The organism is Paenibacillus agaridevorans (genome assembly GCF_018604145.1).
Taxonomy (GTDB): Bacteria; Bacillota; Bacilli; order Paenibacillales; family Paenibacillaceae; genus Pristimantibacillus; species Pristimantibacillus agaridevorans.
In genome coordinates this window covers 4,501,263-4,521,644 of the sequence record NZ_CP075889.1, presented here as the reverse complement: position 1 = coordinate 4,521,644, position 20,382 = coordinate 4,501,263, and the positions used below count along the sequence as shown (strand labels likewise).

15 protein-coding genes, 4 pseudogenes and 1 riboswitch are annotated in these 20,382 nt (G+C 46.9%); of the genes and pseudogenes, 9 read left to right on the top strand and 10 right to left on the bottom strand.

The features are described from left to right. Positions 1-12 precede the first annotated feature (12 nt). Positions 13-1,410 carry a sulfatase family protein gene (locus tag KJW29_RS18605; protein WP_087568946.1) on the top strand — a complete coding sequence of 466 codons (1,398 nt, stop codon included), beginning with the start codon at positions 13-15 and terminating at the stop codon, positions 1,408-1,410. A gap of 538 nt (positions 1,411-1,948) precedes the next feature. Here KJW29_RS18605 and KJW29_RS18600 read toward each other — a convergent pair. The 8 genes from KJW29_RS18600 to KJW29_RS18565 all read right to left on the bottom strand — a co-directional run bounded on the left by KJW29_RS18600 (position 1,949) and on the right by KJW29_RS18565 (position 9,244). Continuing rightward, positions 1,949-2,677 carry a hypothetical protein gene (locus tag KJW29_RS18600; protein ID WP_143810308.1) on the bottom strand — a complete coding sequence of 243 codons (729 nt, stop codon included), beginning with the start codon at positions 2,675-2,677 and terminating at the stop codon, positions 1,949-1,951. Further along, a complete protein-coding gene (locus tag KJW29_RS18595; protein WP_087568944.1) occupies positions 2,658-3,374 on the bottom strand; it encodes a fluoroquinolone export ABC transporter permease subunit in 717 nt (238 codons plus the stop codon). Before KJW29_RS18595 ends, KJW29_RS18600 begins: the two co-directional genes overlap by 20 nt. Continuing rightward, entirely contained in the window at positions 3,371-4,225 is an 855-nt protein-coding gene (locus tag KJW29_RS18590; protein WP_087568943.1) for an ABC transporter ATP-binding protein, read from the bottom strand. The genes KJW29_RS18595 and KJW29_RS18590 overlap by 4 nt, the downstream gene beginning before the upstream one ends. A 22-nt stretch (positions 4,226-4,247) precedes the next feature. Then, on the bottom strand, positions 4,248-4,850 hold the full coding sequence (locus tag KJW29_RS18585; RefSeq protein ID WP_087568942.1) for a TetR/AcrR family transcriptional regulator: 603 nt from the start codon (positions 4,848-4,850) through the stop codon (positions 4,248-4,250). Between the two features lie 94 nt (positions 4,851-4,944). Then, complete coding sequence (locus KJW29_RS18580; protein ID WP_087569049.1) at positions 4,945-6,297, bottom strand: TrkH family potassium uptake protein; 1,353 nt, start codon at positions 6,295-6,297, stop codon at positions 4,945-4,947. Between the two features lie 31 nt (positions 6,298-6,328). Next, positions 6,329-6,991 (bottom strand): potassium channel family protein, encoded by a 663-nt coding sequence (locus tag KJW29_RS18575; protein WP_087568941.1) that lies wholly within the window; start codon positions 6,989-6,991, stop codon positions 6,329-6,331. A gap of 24 nt (positions 6,992-7,015) precedes the next feature. Beyond that, positions 7,016-7,435 carry a universal stress protein gene (locus KJW29_RS18570; RefSeq protein ID WP_087568940.1) on the bottom strand — a complete coding sequence of 140 codons (420 nt, stop codon included), beginning with the start codon at positions 7,433-7,435 and terminating at the stop codon, positions 7,016-7,018. Positions 7,436-7,565: 130 nt separating this feature from the next. After that, a riboswitch (cyclic di-AMP (ydaO/yuaA leader) is annotated at positions 7,566-7,715 on the bottom strand. 932 nt (positions 7,716-8,647) lie between these two features. Then, positions 8,648-9,244, bottom strand: a complete 597-nt coding sequence (locus tag KJW29_RS18565) for a TetR/AcrR family transcriptional regulator (protein ID WP_087568939.1) — start codon at positions 9,242-9,244, stop codon at positions 8,648-8,650. A 148-nt stretch (positions 9,245-9,392) separates the two neighbouring features. On the opposite strand from KJW29_RS18565, the gene KJW29_RS18560 reads away from it, so the two are divergent. Further along, positions 9,393-10,289, top strand: a complete 897-nt coding sequence (locus KJW29_RS18560) for an ABC transporter ATP-binding protein (RefSeq protein ID WP_087568938.1) — start codon at positions 9,393-9,395, stop codon at positions 10,287-10,289. Then, entirely contained in the window at positions 10,289-11,893 is a 1,605-nt protein-coding gene (locus KJW29_RS18555; RefSeq protein WP_087568937.1) for an ABC transporter permease, read from the top strand. The genes KJW29_RS18560 and KJW29_RS18555 overlap by 1 nt, the downstream gene beginning before the upstream one ends. Before the next feature lie 148 nt (positions 11,894-12,041). Here KJW29_RS18555 and KJW29_RS36835 read toward each other — a convergent pair. Both KJW29_RS36835 and KJW29_RS36175 read right to left on the bottom strand, forming a co-directional pair. Further along, positions 12,042-12,453, bottom strand: a pseudogene (locus KJW29_RS36835) (ABC transporter permease); the annotation flags it as partial. Between the two features lie 6 nt (positions 12,454-12,459). Beyond that, positions 12,460-12,746 (bottom strand): annotated as a pseudogene (locus KJW29_RS36175) (P-loop NTPase family protein); the annotation flags it as partial. A gap of 1,077 nt (positions 12,747-13,823) precedes the next feature. On the opposite strand from KJW29_RS36175, the gene KJW29_RS18550 reads away from it, so the two are divergent. The 6 genes and pseudogenes from KJW29_RS18550 (at position 13,824) to KJW29_RS18535 (ending at position 20,356) form a co-directional block, all read left to right on the top strand. Continuing rightward, entirely contained in the window at positions 13,824-15,596 is a 1,773-nt protein-coding gene (locus KJW29_RS18550; protein WP_214630922.1) for a recombinase family protein, read from the top strand. 239 nt (positions 15,597-15,835) lie between these two features. After that, positions 15,836-16,117, top strand: a pseudogene (locus KJW29_RS36830) (response regulator); the annotation flags it as partial. Then, positions 16,094-16,196: pseudogene (locus KJW29_RS36825) on the top strand (DNA-binding response regulator); the annotation flags it as partial. The pseudogenes KJW29_RS36830 and KJW29_RS36825, both read left to right, overlap by 24 nt. Positions 16,197-16,228: 32 nt before the next feature. After that, positions 16,229-16,525: a winged helix-turn-helix domain-containing protein gene (locus tag KJW29_RS36820; protein ID WP_425517564.1), complete on the top strand. Its 297-nt coding sequence runs from the start codon at positions 16,229-16,231 to the stop codon at positions 16,523-16,525. After that, the gene (locus KJW29_RS18540) at positions 16,522-17,934 is read left to right on the top strand and encodes a HAMP domain-containing sensor histidine kinase (protein ID WP_214630920.1); all 1,413 of its coding nucleotides are present in this window, start codon (positions 16,522-16,524) and stop codon (positions 17,932-17,934) included. The genes KJW29_RS36820 and KJW29_RS18540 overlap by 4 nt, the downstream gene beginning before the upstream one ends. Before the next feature lie 418 nt (positions 17,935-18,352). Continuing rightward, entirely contained in the window at positions 18,353-20,356 is a 2,004-nt protein-coding gene (locus KJW29_RS18535) for an InlB B-repeat-containing protein (protein ID WP_214630919.1), read from the top strand. The last annotated feature ends 26 nt before the right edge of the window (positions 20,357-20,382 follow it).

Below are 20,382 nucleotides of genomic sequence, written 5' to 3'. Positions count from 1 at the left end.
AGAGTGACTGGCATGAACAGACCCAATATATTGCTCATCTATACAGATCAACAGCGATGGGATGCGCTCAGGGCCAATGGCAATTCGGAAATATTGACGCCGAATCTGGATCGGCTGGCAGCAGAAGGTGTGAATCTATCCCATTATTTTGTGCAAAATCCGATTTGCATGCCAAGCCGAATCAGCTTCCTAAGCGGCCAATACCCTTCAACGCTTGGCATTACGCATATGGCGGTGCCTGTACCAGAGGATGTCGTCACCTTGCCCAAGCTGGTGAAAAATTACGGTTATGTTACTGGAAATATCGGCAAGCTTCATTTTCTTCCTCACTCCAATCGGGATCATCGTGACATTCATCCCAGCTATGACTTTGACCACCTGGAAATTTCGGATGAGCCGGGCTGCTACGAGGACGCTTATCGGGCATGGGTGAGGGCGAAGGAGCCTGATCAACTGGAGCATCTAAGCTTGGGCCTCCCGCCTGCTGCAGAGCATTATTATCGTATTATGGGTGTGAAGGACGAAGTAACACATCCTGAGCGTGAGCCGAAGCATGCCGCAGCGTTCCCGGGGCGGGATCATCTGACGCATTCCGCCTTTGTGGCAGAGCAAACCGAGTCGTTTATGGAGCAGCATCGGGAGGATACCTGGTTATGCATTGCCGGCTTCTATTCTCCCCATACGCCATGGGTAGCGCCGCAGCGATTTTTGGACTTGTATGATCCTGAGAAGCTGTCGCTTCCTCATTATCCGCCCCATATCAATCAAATGCGAAGCGATACCCATTTCTCCGACAAGGAGCTTCGGTCCGTCAAACAGGGCTATTATGCCATGATTAGTGAAGTGGATTATTATGTCGGGAAGCTGTTGGATCGCTTAGAGGAGCTGGGTCTCTCCGACAATACGATTGTGCTCTTCACGTCCGATCACGGAGAATATTTGGGCGATCATCTCCGCTATCAGAAGGGCTATCCAGGCGAGGACTGTATCAGTCGTGTACCTTGCATCGTACGTTGGCCAAGAGGCATAGCAGAGCCTGGCCGCAAGTTCGATGGGCTCGTTGAAGCCGTAGATGTCTTGCCGACCCTGCTTGAATGTGCGGGCATTCCGATTCATCAATCATTGCAGGGCGAATCGTTCCGTAGGCTGCTGCGCAATGAGTCGTTTGAAGGCAAGGAAGAAGCGCTTATGGAGTTCCACGGCTGGAAGAATATTCGCACGAAGCATCATCGCTACGTCTGCGAGTCTGACGGGAAGGAGTCGCTGTTCGATCTTCGTATGGATCCCATGCAGTATATGAATCTGGCAGACGAACCAGAGCATAGAGAGCTGCTGCAGGAGATGCGTAAGCGAATGCTTGTCAGAACGCTGCAGGTAGAACGGCCTCTGCCTCGGACATGGGTGTATTAACTTATTACATCTCAAAAAGCCGATCATTTTTGAGTTTCGTGCCCTTAAAATAGAAGTTTACATTATCGAGATAACGGTGGTCACAACCCATGAGATGAATTTCTTTGACTTAGGAGTTCAACACAACAGAGCCATGGAAATCCATCCATGAGGGTCTGTTTACGTCGAATGGCGGTGAGTTGGGGCTCGGTATGTGGCAAAATCCGTTTGACAATGCGCTCTAACATTTGCTGCAGCAGCTCTGGATACACTTGATCGTGTTTACGACTGAGCTGAGCGGCTGAGTTAGACGTGAGTCCCAGTTCTTCTTGAAATGCCTCACAGAGCACATCGTCAGCAATATGCCGAAGTCCTTCACTGTCTTGCAATGAGATGATCCTTTTTGCGCAGGGCCAAAAATTTAGAACAAGAGCAGGTTATAGTAAAGTGATCAATCCCCAGTTCCATAAAATCGACCATTTACAAAACAACATTGTTCCGAGTGACCGTACTTTGCTTAGTTCCGATTTTTCGGTACATCGAGGGTTAGGTAAGAAGCTTATATTTGGCGGGAGAAGCATCTTAATCCAGCATATAGAAGAAGGTAATGAAAAGCGAGGCCCATCAGGAACTGAACCAGATGAGCAGCCTGGATGGACCCTGTATGACCAAGGCTAAGGTAAAGCTGAAACGGCCAAAAAGCCGGAAGCCAGCTTCCCAACCAATGCCAGGGAGCAGTCGCTAAGTTTGAGCATATTGCACCGAGGACGGAAAGACTGATAAATTTGGTTAAGGCCAGTCCTTCGACTTTGTTGGATGCAACGCTTGCCAGGAACAAAGCATACAGGGGGGCTTCAAGAGCAAGCAACAGCAAAGGCAATGCTGAATGTGCTGAAGGATTATCGCTGACCCCTATAAATAGCAGCAGGAACAAACTGCAGAGTGTCACAGGCAAGAGCAGGCGATAAATGAAATAGCCTTGTTTGCGCAAGGGAGTGACGGCATAGTAGTCCACAATGCGTTCGTCTTTTTCATCGAGCATGAGCAATCCTGCTGCAGAACCGATAAGGAGCGGAATTAATGAGAGGAGAAAGGCAGCGATATGTGAATGATAAGGCTGCAAGTCAACCCCCAGCTTCACGAAAAGCCAATTACTTAGTAAAGGCAAACCGTATCGAAATACAGCAATAATCAACAAAGAACCGATGAAAATAAGCATAAGCATGGGGTCGCGCAACCCATTTCTTAAATCCTGTCGCAGCAATGCGCTATATTTGTTCAGAGCCATGACGATCCTCCCGCTGTCTGGTATTCGCAATTAGTAAAGACAAGGTGATGATTCCGGCACCGATGATCCATAGGGTCAGAATAGCAAACGCATATCCAGTCTCGGCTGGTGCAGGTGGACGAGCAGAACCTGAGATTAGAATAAGAGAGCCATTGGATGGTAGTAGACGGTCCAATGGAATATGAGCCACGTTTAAATATTCCAGAATGGGAAGTGTAAAGGGCAGGGCAAAAAGTTGTGAACGTATCAAAAAGCCGTTGATCGAGCGACTGTTCAAGGCAGCAGCCATGCCCAACAGGGTAAAGAAAAACGATGTTAGCGTGATGCCAAGTAGGAAAGCAAAGGGAGATTTCGGCAAACCGCTAACAGGTAAATGAATAGCCAATGCAGCCAACAGAGACAAAAAGCCAAGAGATAAGCACTTGGAGGTCAGGTATTCCCAAGCCCGCAAGGGAGTTGAAAAAAGTGCATTCCAGATTCCCTGATCCCGTTCAAGCAGAAGGATACTGCCGGCAAGCAATAGCCCGAGCGCTGATGGATCGGAAAAGGTGAGCAATACAAGTACGTGCTCAGCGTAGGAATCCGGGATCGCGTGCAAAATGCCAACGTACACGGAGCAGACGATCAGATAGACCAGATAATAGCGATGCCGCCATTGATAGCAGACATCGAACCAAACCAGTCGCGATAACCTCATGGCGTTTTGCTTCCAGCAGCGGCGATAAAGATGTCTTCAAGCGATGCTTCCAACGTATGCATGGTTACGATTCGATGCGAGCGAATGAGTGACAGGTAACGCTCATTTACCCCGATACCCTCTATTGGAAAATCCTCCGTCGCTCGCTTTTCTCCAAGCTCGTATTCCACACGTACTTTTCGTTCGCCGCTCAGCAACTTTAAGTTTCGGGGCGAGTCAATAAAGCGGATTTGCCCGTCCATCATAAAAGCCACCCTGTCGCATAGCTGCTCGGCGGCTTGCATGTTATGGGTCGTAATGACAATTGTCGCTCCGGCTTGGCGTCTGGCTTCGATTAGACGTTTCAGATTGTCGACATGTACGGGGTCGAGACCAGAAGTCGGCTCGTCGAGAAACAACAGCTCCGGATTGTTTAGAACGGAACGGCAATAATTAAGCCTCATTTTCATGCCTTTGGAAAAGCTTTCTACTTTTTTGTGGGCGGCATCCTCCAGCCCGACCTGCTTCAGCAACGCAACCGGATTGGTCAGTTGATTCCGATAAAGAGAACGGAAGTGCTGCAGATTCTCAAGCGCCGTAAAGCGATTGTAGAAATGAGGGAATTCATAAGCGACGCCAATGCGTTCATAAAACGCTGCATTCGCTGAGCGAATTTCCTGGCCTAGCACTCGAGCTGAGCCGCTATATTTCTTTAGTTTCCCGATAAGAATTTGCTGCGTTGTGCTTTTTCCAGCCCCGGAAGGTCCAAGAAATCCAAAGATTTCTCCTTTCTGGATGTGAAAGTGAAGTCCATCCAGGACAGGACGTTTGGCAGCAGGATAGACATAGGCTAAATGGGTCGCCTCGATCATAACGTTCACCTCGTAGGGTTAATTAATGGTCAGTGGTCGTTAAGTATTGTGCAACCGAAGTTGCTAAATGCTCGAAAGTATCCGAAAAATTGCCAATCGCTTTTTTTTGCAGCGAAAGCAGAACCAGCGAACGAATGAGATTGGCAATCAGCGCGGGCTCCAGGTCGGCGCGCACAACGTTGCGTGATTGCCATTCTACGATAAGCGGCCCGAGCTTCTCGACGTCTCCAGCGTAGTTGCCTTCCCACTGGGAAGCGGGCACTTTGCGGATGATGGACTCAAGTTGCTCAGGCAAGAGCACTTCTTTCAAAATTGGATTGTCGATGATCAGTTCCAGAGATTGCTTTAAAAAAACGATAAACGCTTCCTTGTTCACGGGAGCGCCGTGGAGCTGCTGAAGCAGGCTGTGTTGAATGCGCTGCTCTTCTTGCTCCATTAAGGCGAAGAACAGTTCTTCTTTACTAGCATAGAAGGAATAGAAAGTCCCGGAAGCAATGCCGGAAGCTTTAGCAATATCACTGACGCTTGTTTTTTTAAATCCATACTGTGAAAACAATTCGTATCCGGCATCCAGCAATTTGTTATGAATGCTGTTCTTTTCATTGTCATCAAATTTTCTTGGCATAAAGGCACCTCTTAGTGAATGTATGAATAAAATTATAATTCATTCATTAAAATGATGCAAGCTAAAAATAATAGGAGCGGAAGTCCGCTCCTGTCTAGCCAATCAGTATATGATCTTCGGGATAGCCAATTTTAGATGAACGCTTTTTTTGGGCTAAGGCAAAAGCCAGTGTGAGGGGCCCCAGTCGCCCAGCATACATGGTAATGGTCACGATGATTTTGCCAAGCGGAGACAAATCGCTTGTGAGGCCCATGGATAATCCGGTTGTACTAAAGGCCGAGGTGGCCTCAAAGAGTACCTCCAGAAAGTGCTCCTCCAGCATGCCTTCTGAAATCGTCAGAAGAAGGGAGACCAAAAGGACTACCGCAAGGGAACTGATCACAACAGCCAATGCGCGCATGACTGTCTCGATGGCAATTTTGCGCTCGAAGGCGTGAATTTGTCCGCCGCCGCGGAACGTATTAATGGTTGCAAGTACGAGCACAAACATCGTATTGACTTTAATGCCTCCACCTGTTCCACCGGAAGCTGCACCAATGAACATTAAAATGATGATCAGGAATTGCGACGCGGCCAACATACTGCCAATGTCTATAGTATTAAACCCGGAGCTTCTGGGCGTAGCCCCCTGGAATAAGGCGGCCCATATCCGCTCCCCGGCAGACAAGGAGCCGAAGGTTGCGGGGTTCCAGCTTTCCAACAGGTAGATCAAGCAGAAGCCCGCGGCAAACAAAATACCGGAACCAAGCAAGACAACTTTGGCATGCAGGGATAATTTGCGCCATGAACGTTTGCGAAAAACATCCACGACGACAATATAGCCAAGCCCCCCGATAATAAACAGCAGGATGACGGTGATGTTGACTACAGGGTCGCCAACAAATGGAGATAAACTGTCCGACCATAAAGCGAAGCCCGCATTGTTAAACGCCGAAATGGAATGAAAGAGCGCATAAAAAGCAGCTTGACCCCAACCCATATCTGCTTGCCAATGCAGGGTGAGTACCAATGTCGCCAATGCCTCAAATGCAAATGCGATAAGCACCATAAAGATCGACAATTTGACCAAGCCTTGCGATGATGTCGAGTGCGTGGCCTGCTGAATGATCAGCCTTTGGCGAAGGCCGATCCTTTTGCCGATCATGATAGCCACCATTACGCCGACGGTCATAAAGCCAAGGCCGCCGACCTGAATGAGCATCATAATGACGATTTGCCCGAAGGTAGAGAACACACTTCCCGTATCCACGACAACCAGGCCATTGACACAAATGGCGGAGGTTGCCGTAAAGAGGGCATTCAGCAGGCCGATCGATTGGCCGGATGATGATGAATAGGGGAGCATTAGAAGCAAAGCGCCTACCCAGATCAAGCAAAAAAAGATCATCAAGATGAGTTGGGGAGGGCTTGTTCGTGTTTTCAGCCGATTTACGATGGCGACAAGCATAGTGAAAAGAGAACGGCTATGCATACGATCTTCATTTCTGTTCATAGTCTTCTTCCAAGTCTCGAATATCCGCGTTACTGCCGATTATCACCAGAATATCTCCCGTGTTAATTTCATCCTCTGCCTTTGGTGAAATATTGATATGAACTCCCTTTTTGATCGCCATAATGGTACATCCGTATTTGGCCCGAATATTTAATTGTTGAAGAGTCTGTTCATTCATAGCAGGTGGGGCCTTCAGTTCGACCAAATTGTGAACGGGAGACAACTCAATGTAGTCAATCAGATTATCGGAGCTTAATTGATTTCCAAGGCGAGCAGCCATGTCTCGTTCTGGATACACAATATGATCTGCCCCTACTTTGATTAGAACTTGCCCATGCATTTCGTTTTTAGCTTTGGCCGTTATTTTCGGTATATGCAATTCTTTAAGCAACAAGGTTGCCAATATGCTCGCCTGCAGATCTTCTCCGATAGCAACAATCGCATGGGTAAAGTTTCGTGCGCCCAGTTCTTTCAGTACTCCTTCATCTGTACAATCTGCTTGCACAGCATGAGTCGCTACGCCGGATATGTCTTGTACGAGCTGCTCATCCTTATCAACGGCGAGTACTTCGTGACCATTCTGAATCAAAGTGTGCACCAAGCTAGACCCAAATCGGCCCAGGCCAATCACTATAAACTGTTTTTTCATGCATAGCACATCCTTTCCTTATGTCTATCTATCCCGACCCTCTTGAAAGGCGATAATATGAATATCGATTTCTCCAATTTTCTTTAATAGTTCATTGACAATGGAGCCATTCCAAATCTCTTGCCATCGTGTCATACCGGGGTGCCCGATGATTAATTGTGTGATTTGAATTTGCTCAGCCGTATCGGCAATCACATCGGAGACCTTGTGATTGCCACGAGTTTTGGTCATAAACGTGGCATGGCATTCTTCGGATATCGTTTTCCAATGGAGAATGCGCTCACTTTTGTCTTGGCTAATCTGGTTATTCTCTTGTTCAGTCTGTACATGCAGTACGAACAATGGGCATTGATAAAGGGCAGCTAATCGGCCTCCTCGCCGGATCAGCCGTTCTCCGTTTGGCCCGTGGTACACACATACCATAATTTTCTCACTGCTTAACATGGGCTATACTCCTTTGCTGAAACTTGAAAGTAACAGAATGATTGCTGTGAAACGACAAAAAAGCTTGGAGCAGAGAAATTCTGCTGCCAAGCTTCGGATTGCTATGTCAGGACAAACCAAAGACGCATTCATGATCTCTCTCATGACGCCTACGAGGTTAGCTGTCGGATTCGGGTCTGAGAGTCCCCGTTCTTTCTGCAAAAGAAAGAATTCACCCCTGAAGCGATTATGCTTCGTTGGTTCCCCCGCTCCTCAAAAGAGGATTAAGCGATGAATATACAATTGTTGTAACTTATCATAAAGCAGTTAATTTCAAAAGTAAACAGCTGATCCGGGAAATCAATCATGGGTTGCTTGCATAGTTATGGTTGAATGTAGTGGTATTTTCAGGCAATAATACGAAGATAGAGCAAAGACGTTTCAATTTCTTTTGAGTGGGCAATGGAAAGGGGATCATTCGTTATGTTTTTCATAAGTTCAGATTTGCCCCACTTGAATCAGATTGGCGGTCTTGGATTTATGACTTATAGTTTATAGTGAGCTGGTAGTGGTCGTATTATCTATGTTATGCGCGCCTTGGCAGTCATGGTTATTTCCGTGAGTGTGGTGATTGCAGGATTTTAAAGAGGTTCTTTTCGAAGTCACTTCGGCATTGAGAACGGACAGACATACGGTTCTGACGCAGACGCCACTTCCAATGAAACGGGACCTGATTTAAGACACCTGAGGAAGCACTTGCCATACAGAAGAATAGACCTGCGGGTGGTCGTGATATCCCGCTACATGATGTTGATGGGAAAACCATAATTGGTGTCTTTCATATTGGCTGATTATAATGGCAATAAAACAGTTCAACATCTTTAACCTAACGGAGAACGTTAGTTGGATGACAACAGCGGCAGTCTAAGGCTTTATTTATCAAATCTTGGTCTGCCGCTCTTTCATTAATTGATCAGTCTAAAACTTATTTTTTAAAAGCTGACGATTCATCAATTCAAAAACCGCGCTAAATCAACGACATCAGTCTAACACATTATTTTTACCGAACAACACTTGCATTTGCATTGTCGCAAAAACACAGTCGGGAGAAATTCCGGTATCCCGAGGAGAAAGTTCTGATTGTCTAGAGAGGCCTCCTATTTCTAACATCCTGAACCAAGATTAAAATCAGGGAAATGTTTAAGACCGGAGAGCGATCGGCAAGGTAACTAGTCATTCCTCCCAATTATGTTTGCTTCCGACAAGTCCATAAAAGAACAATTTATTGAGGTCCCCCGTCATCTTTTGCAGGTGCGGAAAGGCCTCTTCTTTTTGCATATAATCCTTGAACATTTGAATGAACACAAGGATTGATTCATTAGATAGGCCGGGATCGACATACCCTTGCTGTTTTCCCTCTTCAATTAGCGTCATCAGCCCCGGCATGATTTTTTCCTGCATCATCTTTTCCAGGTAAGGGACGCCGGTCGCGTACTTTTTCATGAAATGGGTAAAGGTATCGGGGTGCACATTATTGGCGGAATCGATCTTGGCAAACATCACGCTTTTGATCTTTTCGATAAAAGGCATGTCGTTGGTCAGCATTTTTTCATACTCCGACCAGATCTGATCGAGATAAAATACGAGCATTTCTTCAACAAGATTATGTTTGCTTCCGAAATAGTTGTAAATCGTCACTTGCGATACGTTGGCTTTGCTTGCTATTTCTGCAATGGACACTTTCTGGATGCCGTAGGTCAAAAACAGATCAACGGCACTTCGCAAGATGTCCTTTTTTTTCTGGTCTCTACGTTTCTGGTATCCGTCCATTTCATCCACCTCTCTGTAAATAGTTTAACTTAAGTTATGAAATATAACAATTAACCAAGTTCAAAACATGTTGTAAAATGAATCGCCATCATATAATATGAAATATATGAATAACTATATTTCAAAACATTAACGGAAGGGTGAGACCATGTCTTTGTTGCGAGTCAGGAACTTAACCAAGAAGTTTGGTGCATCGACAGCGCTGGACGGTGTGAATCTGGAAGTGAGCAGCGGGGAAATCTTTGGATTCATTGGCCCTAATGGCGCGGGTAAATCGACGACGATTCGTGTGCTTCTTGGTATATTGCGAGCCACCTCCGGAGAGGCTCAATTGTTTGGCAAGGATGTATGGAAAGATGCGGTTGAGATTCACAAGCGTCTCGCTTACGTGCCTGGCGACGTCAATCTATGGCCCAATTTGACCGGTGGCGAGGTCATAGATTTGTTTGTTAAATTGCGCGGAGGGAGCGATAAAAGCAAACGAGAAGAGCTTATTCAACGATTCGACCTGGACCCGACAAAAAAGTGTCGAACCTATTCCAAAGGTAACCGGCAGAAGGTGGCGCTTATCGCTGCATTTTCTGCTGATGCGGATTTGTATATTTTGGATGAACCTACCTCCGGGCTGGACCCCTTGATGGAGAATGTATTTCAGGATTGTGTGATGGCAGTCAAAGAGCAAGGGAAAAGCGTACTCCTGTCCAGCCATATTTTGTCTGAAGTGGAGCGCCTGTGCGATAAGGTCGGGATTATCCGGCAGGGGAAAATCATTGAAAGCGGGACATTGCGTGAATTGCGTCACTTAACCCGTACACACGTTAAGGTGGAGACAAAGCAGGCTATTCCTTCCATTGAGCGGTTTAAGGGTATCTATGAGCTGGAAGAGAAAGGCGAAGAGTTGTCATTCCAAATGGATACTGAAGAGATGGACAACGTCATTCGGCATCTTAGCCAGTTCGGCATTGTGAAGCTGGAATGCTCGCCGGCTAAGCTCGAAGACTTGTTTATTCGGCATTATGAAGGAACTGGAGGGGGCGTTCGGTGATGGACAATCCGTTATGGGCAAGAACGGGCCGATTGATCGGATTTATCGCGAGGCTTGACCGAATTCGCATTCCGTTATGGATGATCGGCATTGTGTTTTTCACCTTCATTGTACCGCCAGCCTTGTCCGAAATGTACGGTTCACAGCAAGATAGGGATGTTATGGCATTGACAATGGCCAACCCTGCCATGCTGGCGATGCTTGGGCCCGGTGATCTGGAGAACTATACAGTCGGGGCCATGACCGCACACCAGATGCTGCTTTTGACAGCTCTTGTAGTCGGACTCATGGCTATTCTGCTCGTGGCGCGTCATACGAGGGGAGATGAGGAAGAGGGGCGTCTGGAGCTGATCCGATCGCTCCCGGTTGGCCGTCTTTCTTGGCTGAACGCGACACTGATTGTACAAATTGGCGTTTTTACGCTGCTCGCGATGGTTACAGGATTCGGTCTGTCGATGCTCGGAGTCGAAAGTATGGACTTGGAAGGTTCGTTGTTGTATGGGGTTGTCCTTGGCGCGACCGGTCTGGTATTCACGGGCGTAGCAGTACTGTTTGCCCAGCTTTCGGACAGCTCCCGCGGGACATTCGGCTATTCCATTACCGTACTCATGATCTCCTACTTGGTGCGTGCACTGGGCGACGTCGGCAATGAAACATTGTCATGGCTGTCTCCTCTTGGATGGGTGACAAAGACAGGCGTCTATTCGACTAATCATTGGGGGCCTGTCGGTCTGATGGCTGCACTGGCTCTGCTTCTTTTTATCGCGGCCATCGGTTTGAATGCCATTCGGGACCTGGACAAGGGCTTTATGCCGACAAGGTCGGGCAGAACTCACGCCTCTCGTTTTCTGCAAAGCCCAATTGGTCTTGTGTTTCGACTGCAGCGCACTGCGATGTTTTCATGGGCTATCGGAATTTACGTCCTCGGTGCATCGTACGGTTCGATTCTGGGCGATCTGGAAACATTCCTTGGAAACAACGAAATATTGGGTCAACTAATGGGAGAGATTGAAGGTGTGACGTTAACGGATCAATTCATTGCGATGCTCATGACAGTCATGACGCTTGCAGCAACGATTCCGCCGATGTTAGCTGTACACAGGTTCCGAAGCGAAGAGAAGAAGGGGCTAATCGAACCGCTGCTCGGCAGAGCGGTATCCCGTTCCCGACTGCTTGGAGGTTATTTGGTCGCTGCGGTTCTAAACGGCTTCATGATGTTTTCACTTGCTGCGCTTGGCCTATGGTCAGCCGGGAACGCTTCGATGGAGAACGGCTTAAGCTTCAGCACGATTTACGGAGCGGCGTTGGCCTATTATCCAGCCATGCTTGTCATGATTGGCATCTCGATCTTATTCGCAGGCTGTTTCCCGAAGTTGACCAATCTGAACTGGTTGTATCTGATTTATTCGTTTGTTGTCTTGTACATGGGAGGACTGTTGCAGCTGCCAGAGTGGACGAAACGGATTACTCCCTATGGTTATGTGCCGCGCGCACCTCTTGACGAAGTGGCGTTCCTGCCGCTATTCGTTCTTGGCGCAATCGCTATTGCGTTAATTGTGGCAGGCTTTGTCGGGTTCAGAAGACGAGATATTGAGGCGCCGTAGCCCCAGAGCCAAACAAGTTAATCGTCAACCATCCGCACTTTGTTACAAGGTGAGGATGGTTGACGATTATTCAGCTATGATCTCATATATAAACCGCCGTGTACTCGTTGTTATAAATGTGTTGGAATAGTTTGCAAACATTAAACGCTCTTCCTTTGTATGCTCGCATGGCAAATAGATATGCGACAATCAGTATCCTTGGGCACCACGCGAGCGCAACCCCAGTAACATTTCCGAAAGGTTGCCGACATAGGTGCGCTTAGGGCTTCCACAATTGAAGTCACGGGCTGGTTTTCAGTAAAAACATGGATGACTGACGGCATAGATTCCGTGGGTACAAACGCCGAGTTAATAAATAGAAGGGAAATAAAAGTGCCTGCATCATCCACTGATTTTGCCGACAGTCCGGCAATCGCCGTGATCCATGTCAAGGCCATTGAAAAGAGCGCGAGTATATCGGCCACAGCCTATGACAGTATTCCCGCCGTCCAGCGAAAGCTTATCACGATCGCTACGAGAATGATTGTGGTACGAGCAATCGGCATAGAGTTGAATCGCTCGAAGGACGGGAACGGTTGTTTCAGATCTGAGAGAGTGTCACTTACGATAATTCTACCTTCATGCAATAAGGAAATTCGGTGTGCTAGGTATTCAGCTAACTCCAGATACTGCGTGGTCAGGAATACCCTCATGCCGCCTTCGGCAAGCGCTTTGGCCGTCTCCATGCGCCGTTCGGGTCAAGCACGGTGGTCGGTTCATCAAGGAAGATAATCTTCGGTTTTCCGATAAGTCTCATTGCGATGTCTAGCTTGCGGCTCATATCGCCCAAATAATTGGAAACTCTACGGTCGGCAGGAAAATTATGCGGATTTGTTAGTATAGGGTTTTCCGGAGGAGGTTTTGTGATTCAAAAATTTGCGCATTTGTATCCTGATAGAGTCCAGGCCATTGTTGCTGCTGCTAGTCATGTTGGTCGATAACCCAGAAGCATTCTGTTCGTTTTTTAATCGCTTGCTTCCTAGTTTCATTTATATGGGGGCGCCTGCAACAAGAACCATAGGTGTCAGTTGGCCTATCACTTTTTATAAGCAGAGAGGCTTTCGAAAAGGCCGACAGAAACGATTAACAGGAATATGCGCTTTATATCTTGAATTATAGAGAGTTTGCCACTTTCTTTCCAATTCTGGTCTTGATTTTTGCTAGCAAGGAACGCGTTCCAAAGTTGAAGTTATCCATAGCTCTCTTGATCTAATCCATCTGTGCCAGCCTTTAAAGTTTTACGCTGTTGTCCGAGATTTTTTAGTTTGTCATGGGGATCATTAACTTGGTCTTCTGTAGCTATGTGAAAATGGGTATTTATGGACATTACGCATGTCTTCATTTATGCCGATCACGGCAAGGTTATTGACGATAGGAGACCGTATTTTAAGAGTTGATAAGTCTGGTTTCTTTTGTGAAATTTTGTGTAGTGACCTGCAAGAAAAATATTAATGCCCTGCGAATCTTCGGTCATATTGCCGAAGTGCTGTGGGGCTGTTTGTTTAACAAACATAATATTGGTTATCAGGTACCCGATCTGACCCTCAAAATGAAAGGGTTAGTAGAAGGCCTCGTTTCTACTGGCCATATCGCTACCTAAATTCGGTTTGAGGGGATGATCGCTTGAAAACGGATTTATTGAGGTACAGTATGCAAATTGCATTGCTCAGGCAATTGCTGACACTATCCTTGATAAATGAACAAGAATTCGATTTGCTCAAAAAACGAACCATGCGTGATTATGGCATCTATTCAGATCTTACTTCTGGATAAGCCCGCACATTAGTTCTTTTTTAGCTGATATTAAAAATCTCAAAATTACACCTTTGTTGAATTCGCCTGAATTTATTACGCTAATAGCGTAGAGAACAACTCAGGGGAGGAAACGGAAATGTCATTTTCAGTTGAGGTTATAAAAGCGAATCGTAAACTGTCAGATCGTACCGGAGGGCAACGTGAAATCCTGAGAGTGGCTCCTTATGCACGTGTAAGCACGGACACTGAGGAGCAACTCAACAGCTATAAGTCACAGGTTTCCTATTACAAAGAGTTAGTTGGTCAGCGAAGCGACTGGTTACTGGCTGATATTTATGCGGATGAAGCCATCACTGGTACTCAGGTAAAAAAGCGTGATGGTTTTCAGAGATTGATTAACGATTGCCTGAATGGGGAAATTGACATGGTTATTACCAAGTCCATTTCAAGATTTGCCCGAAACACGGTAGATACCCTTAAATATGTCCGTATGCTCAAGGAGAAAAATGTGGCCGTGTTTTTTGAGAAAGAGAACATTAACACCTTGACGATGGACGGTGAGTTATTATTAACCATTCTAAGTTCGGTAGCACAGCAAGAGGTTGAGAATATCTCATCGATTGTAAAAATGGGCTTGAAGATGAAAATGCAACGCGGCGAGCTTGTTGGTTTCCAAAGCTGTCTCGGCTATGACTATGATCTCATAACCAAGCGGATTTCAGTTAATGAAGAAGAAGCCGAGGTTGTTCGATACATTTTTGATCGTTACATTGCTGGTGTTGGAGCCTCAGTAATCGCCAAAGAGTTAACGAAGCTCCCTCATAAAACGAAGCGCGGGAACTTGGAATGGGGAGATACAGCAGTGCTAGGTATCATTAAGAATGAGAAATACAAAGGTGATCTCCTTCAAGGCAAAACCTTTACGCTCGATCCAATATCCAAGCGCAGATTGGATAATCATGGTGAAGAGGATCAATATTACATCAAGAATCATCATGAGCCAATCGTAAGCGAGGAAATTTTTGAGAAAGCCCAAGATATTTTGAACAGACGGGGAAAGCCGCGTGGGAAACTCGAGAAAGGCGGAAAACGCGAAAAGTTCAGTCGGAAGTTCACGTTCAGTTGTAAGCTTGAATGCGGATTTTGTGGGAAAAACTACTCTCGGAGAAGCTGGAATAGCAGAACCACCTACGCAAAAGTCATATGGCAATGTGTCTCTTTCTCGAAAAAAGGAAAGAAATATTGTCCTCATAGCAAAGGGGTTGAGGAAAAAATAATTGAGGGCGCATTTGTCGAAACGTACAATCGGGTCTGCGGCAATCATAAGGATGTGCTGGATGAGCTTCTGTTAAGGATGGAGTCAGTGCTTGGTGAGCAGCAGCATCACAAGCAGTTAAGCAAAGTTAAGCACGAAATCCAGGCACTTGAACAAAAGCGTTCAAATCTGATTGATCTCCATCTGGATGAAAAAGTTGATCGCTCCACTTACGAACGCAAATATGATGAACTGGAGTCCACGTTAACAAAATTAATTGAAGTGAGAGAACAACTGGAGGCATCGGCTCAAGAAGAAATCGACGTTGATAAAAAATTGCAGCAATTTCGTAACGTGCTTCAAAGCAATACCGTTCTTTCTGAATTCGATCGAAGTGTTTTCGAAAGTGTCGTTGAAAAGGTTGTAATGGGTGAAGAACAGGATGACGATAGCGTAGAGCCGTATCAATTAACCTTTGTATTTAAAACCGGCTTAAAGCGAAGTATTCAAGGCAAGAACGGAATGAAAATCCCAAAAAAGGTAGGAGCAGCAGATAGGAGTGATGCATGTCCCCATTTCCCAGACAACACATGTGGAGTGTTGCTCACTGTTGGTCAGGAAAGACTAGTAGTCGAGGTGTATTGGCAGAAATAAAAAACCAACAGTTATTGATTATGTAATCAATCGCTGTTGGTTCTTTTATTTATGGAAAAATAATTCTTATGGGCTGTCCTGTACCCAATGTAGACGGGTTAGAGGAGCAGTAAGCGCTTATTGGCGTTATACCTATAAACAGCTTCGTCTCTTTTGCTATTTCTAGTATTTCGCTTCTCAATGCTAGTAATTTAATGATAATATTTTCTGCAAGAAGTTGAGCAGGGGATGTGCGGCGGATGTATCAAATTTTAATAGTGGATGATGATGCTGAGATCAGATCGTTGATTCGCATACATTTGGAGCAGGCGGGATTGCAGGTTGCAGAAGCAGAGTCAGGAAGGCTGGCGATAGCGCGAATACAAGAGAAGGATTACGATTTAATGATCTTGGATCTAATGATGGATGATGGGAATGGCTATGAGGTGCTTCATTATTTGCATGATCACAACTCCAAGCTTCTCGTCATCTCGCTTAGTGCGAGAAGAGAAATACAGGATAAGATCGATACGCTTGGCTTGGGCGCGGATGATTATGTCACGAAGCCGTTTAGTCCAATGGAGCTGCTTGCCAGAGTACAAGCACAGCTCAGAAGAAATCGCCCCAAGAAAGATGCTCAATCTGAGATCATCATGCTAAAAGAGCTGTCACTCGATGTCGATAATCTCATTTTGCATCACAAAGGGATACAGCATGATCTAACCTCATATGAATGCGAGCTGCTCTATCTGTTCATGACGAACCCCGACCGCATCCTGACGAAACGAGATATTTATCGACAGGTATGGAAGCATGACAATTATGATGATAACAATTTAAGTGTGTTCATTAGAAGACTGCGGCATCTGCTTGGCGAAACGGCCGATTCGCCATACCATCTGCAGACCGTTCGCGGCGTCGGGTATCGGTTCTCGGGGGATGGTCGATGAGAAGCAGAACGAAGCTATGGTTGGTTATGCTTATAAGTGTCGCGAGCAGTATAATACTGTTCTTAGTGACCATGTTTGTTTCCGGGAGCTTGTGGGACAAGGGCTACAGCTTGAACATTCTGAATACGATCTCTCAGGAGACGAGAGCACTAATATCCGAAGAGCAAGCATCCGGGAAGGAACAGATCTCGCCTATCCTTGATACGGTGCATCAGCAGCATCCTGAGCTCCGTTTGGAGTGGGTAGCTGCGGATGGAACTGTTATTTATGATACCTCGCATGATCCTGAGAAGCGTTACGAGTTCGCGGAGTTGGCGTACCGTGTAGCGAATATGCCTAACAACATGTGGGGAGAGAATGCCCCTATTACGCTTGTATATCAGGAGAGTGTGAACGGCGATCCCTTTTTCCTTATCCTGAATTTGAATGGCGAAGCGATGAAAATGGGCCAATTTTTCTTTTATGTTCGTACATACGAAAGTCTAATATTTATCTTTCTGCCATTATTGTGGTTGCTGGTACTGCCTTATTTGTTCACTTTATGGTACTTTTCCTCGATTAATCGGCGGATTGGCAAGCTGAATCAAGCGCTGGCTCAGGTCGGGCTCCGTAAGGAGCTTATTGTGCTGCACGATAAGTCGAAGGATGAGATTGGCGAGCTGGCTAGACATTATAACGCCATGGCGCAGCGCATTCATGATCAGGCTGCAGAGATTGAGCAGTTCGACAGCCGCCGCAGGCTGCTGTTGTCCAATCTGTCTCATGATCTGCGAACGCCACTAACGATGATTCTCGGCTATGCGGAGACGATTCGCACCCATTCATATAAGGAGGGGGATGAGCTGCAGAATCATGCCAGAATCATCCTGCAGCGCTCTCGTTATATGGACAGCTTGCTTGATCAGCTATTAGACATTACTAAGCGGGATTCGAATGTGTATGAATTCAAGCCGGTCTCGGTTTCTGTGTCGGAGCTGATAAGGAAGGTCGCGGCAGACTATATTTTGTTTTTGGACGGGCAAAATATCGAGGTAGACGTTGACGTGCCGGAGGAGTTTGACGCAGTGGCGCTCGTTGATGCCTCGCTGATTGAGCGGGCGCTGCGCAATTTGATCGATAATGCGATTCGTTATGGAGGCGGGGGGCAGTACCTCGGCATTGCGATTGTACGGCATGAGGAATGGATATCTATTTACGTTAAGGATCGGGGCAAGGGGATAGAACCCGAGTATCTGAACCGAATATTCGAGCGATTCTACCGAGTAGATGATGGACGCCGGGGAGAGGGCCTCGGAATCGGTTTGTCGTTTGTGCGAGACATTATGGAGCTTCATTGCGGGCAGGTGCTGGTGAGCAGCAAGCCTAATAAAGAGACGGTGTTTGAACTGCGGTTTCCCAAGCAAGCATAAGTGGCGTAAAAGGATTGATTTTGTCAAATAATCGGGGCGCTTCCGTCGAGGCGTTTCGATTATTTTTTTATTCAGATTTCATTCAGATAAACAGAAGTAAAGATGCGCTAGAATGGGCTGAATGCTATTGAGGAGGTAGATTGTATTGAATCGACGGGTTTCAATGTACTTATTACTCGTATTGTTTCTATTGATTGAACTGATTCATCCCCTTGCAGCTCACGCAGCATGGTCGAAGCCTGCGGATCAGGTGAATGCAGTGCTGAAAGGGGTAGAGCGTGGGCCAGACCGGTTTGTTGCTGTGGGGCCAAACGGTACCATAATGTATTCAGATAATAGCGGTAGTCAGTTTTCAGGGACTATTGCATCCAATACTAACGTTACACTGAATGATATTGTTTATGGCGGCGGTAAGTATGTGATTGTAGGAGACGGCGGCACAATCATAACCATAAGCTCAGGGAATGTTGCGGAGACCATAGTCGGGGCAACGACGTACGGATTGGGGTCTGTTGCGTATGGCAACGGCAGGTATGTGGCAACTGGGCAATTCTCGACGGTTACTACCTCAACGGATGGACTCAACTGGAGCAGTATAATCCTTCCGGATACAGGAGGCGCATATATATATGGCGTTTCTTACGGAGATAAATTCGTAGCCGTAGGGCAGTATGGGCAAATATGGACTTCACTTGATGGGCTGAACTGGGAGGAACGCGTGTCACCAGCTACGACGAGCTTATATGCAGTTGCCTATAATAACGGACAATACGTGGCGGTAGGGGGCAGCGTTGTTCTTACCTCGCCTGATGGTATAACTTGGACGAAGCAGGCGGATGTAGCGGGGAATTTTCAATCGATCACCTACGGGAATGGAAGGTTCGTTGCAGCGAGCTTTGGCGGCGGGTTGATTGCATCATCTGTGGATGGCGTACAGTGGAAACTGAATGAATCTGGTGTTACAAACAACCTTAATGATATCGTGTATGGCAACAATACGTTTGTTGTTGTAGGGAATAATGTTAATCTCAGATTCGAAAATTCCTCTGTCATCTATAAGGGTAATGGACATACAGGGGGGGCTGTGCCTTCGGACAGCAATACGTTTGCAATCGGCGCGAGCGTGCAAGTGTTGAATAAGGGCAGTATGGTGAGAGCCGGATACAGCTTTACGGGCTGGAATACCGCCGCGAATGGCAGCGGAACGAACTATTCGGCAGGCTCTGCAATCGCAATGGATATGGACAACGTAACCCTATACGCACAGTGGACGCCTAATCCGACGTATACGATAACATATAACGGGAACGGAAACACAGGAGGAACTGGGCCTGTCGACAGTGAAGCTTATGAAGCGGGCACAGTGATTGTGTTGAAGGAAAAAGGGAGCTTAGTGAAGACGGGTCACACGTTCGCAGGCTGGAACACGGCAATTAATGGCAACGGTACGAATTACTCGGCTGGTGCATCGACCACAATACTGGCCGATGTTACGCTTTATGCGAAATGGACGCCTAATCCGACGTATACGGTGACGTATAGCGGAAACGGAAGCACAGGCGGTTCGGTGCCTGTGGACAGCGAAAGGCATGAAGCAGGCGAGGCAGTTATCGTTAAGGCTAGCAGCAGTCTGGTTAGAAGCGGTTACACGTTTGCGGGCTGGAACACGTTAGCGAACGGAAGCGGAACGAATTATGCGTCTGGCGCAACGCTGACGATGGGAGCTGCAAACGTTACGCTGTATGCGAAGTGGACGCCTAATCCGACGTATACGGTGACGTATAACGGGAATAGAAGCACAGGCGGTTTGATGCCGGTGGACAGTGAAACGTATGAAGTGGGCGAGGCAGTTGTCGTGCTGGGGCAAGGCACTCTGGTGAAGACAGGCCACACGTTCGCGGGCTGGAATACGCTGGCTAACGGAAGCGGAACGAACTATGCGGCTGGCGCAACGCTGAACATGGGGGCAGCGAACGTTACGCTGTATGCGAAGTGGACGCCTAATCCGACGTATACGGTGACGTATAATGGAAACGGAAGCACAGGGGGAACTGGGCCTATCGACAGTGAAGCTTATGAAGCGGGCACAGTGATTGTGTTGAAAGATAAAGGGAGCTTAGTGAAGACGGGTCACACGTTCGCAGGCTGGAACACGGCAATTAACGGCAACGGTACGAATTACTCGGCTGGTGCATCAACCACAATTCTGGCCGATGTTACGCTGTATGCGAAGTGGACGCCTAATCCGACGTATACGGTGACGTATAACGGAAACGGAAGCACAGGCGGTTCGGTGCCGGTGGACAGTGAAGCATACGAAGCAGGCGAAACAGTCAACGTATTGGATAAAGGCACTTTGGTGAAAACAGGCCATACATTTGCAGGCTGGAATACGCTGGCTAACGGAAGTGGAACGAACTAAGCGGCTGACGCAACGCTGCCGATAGG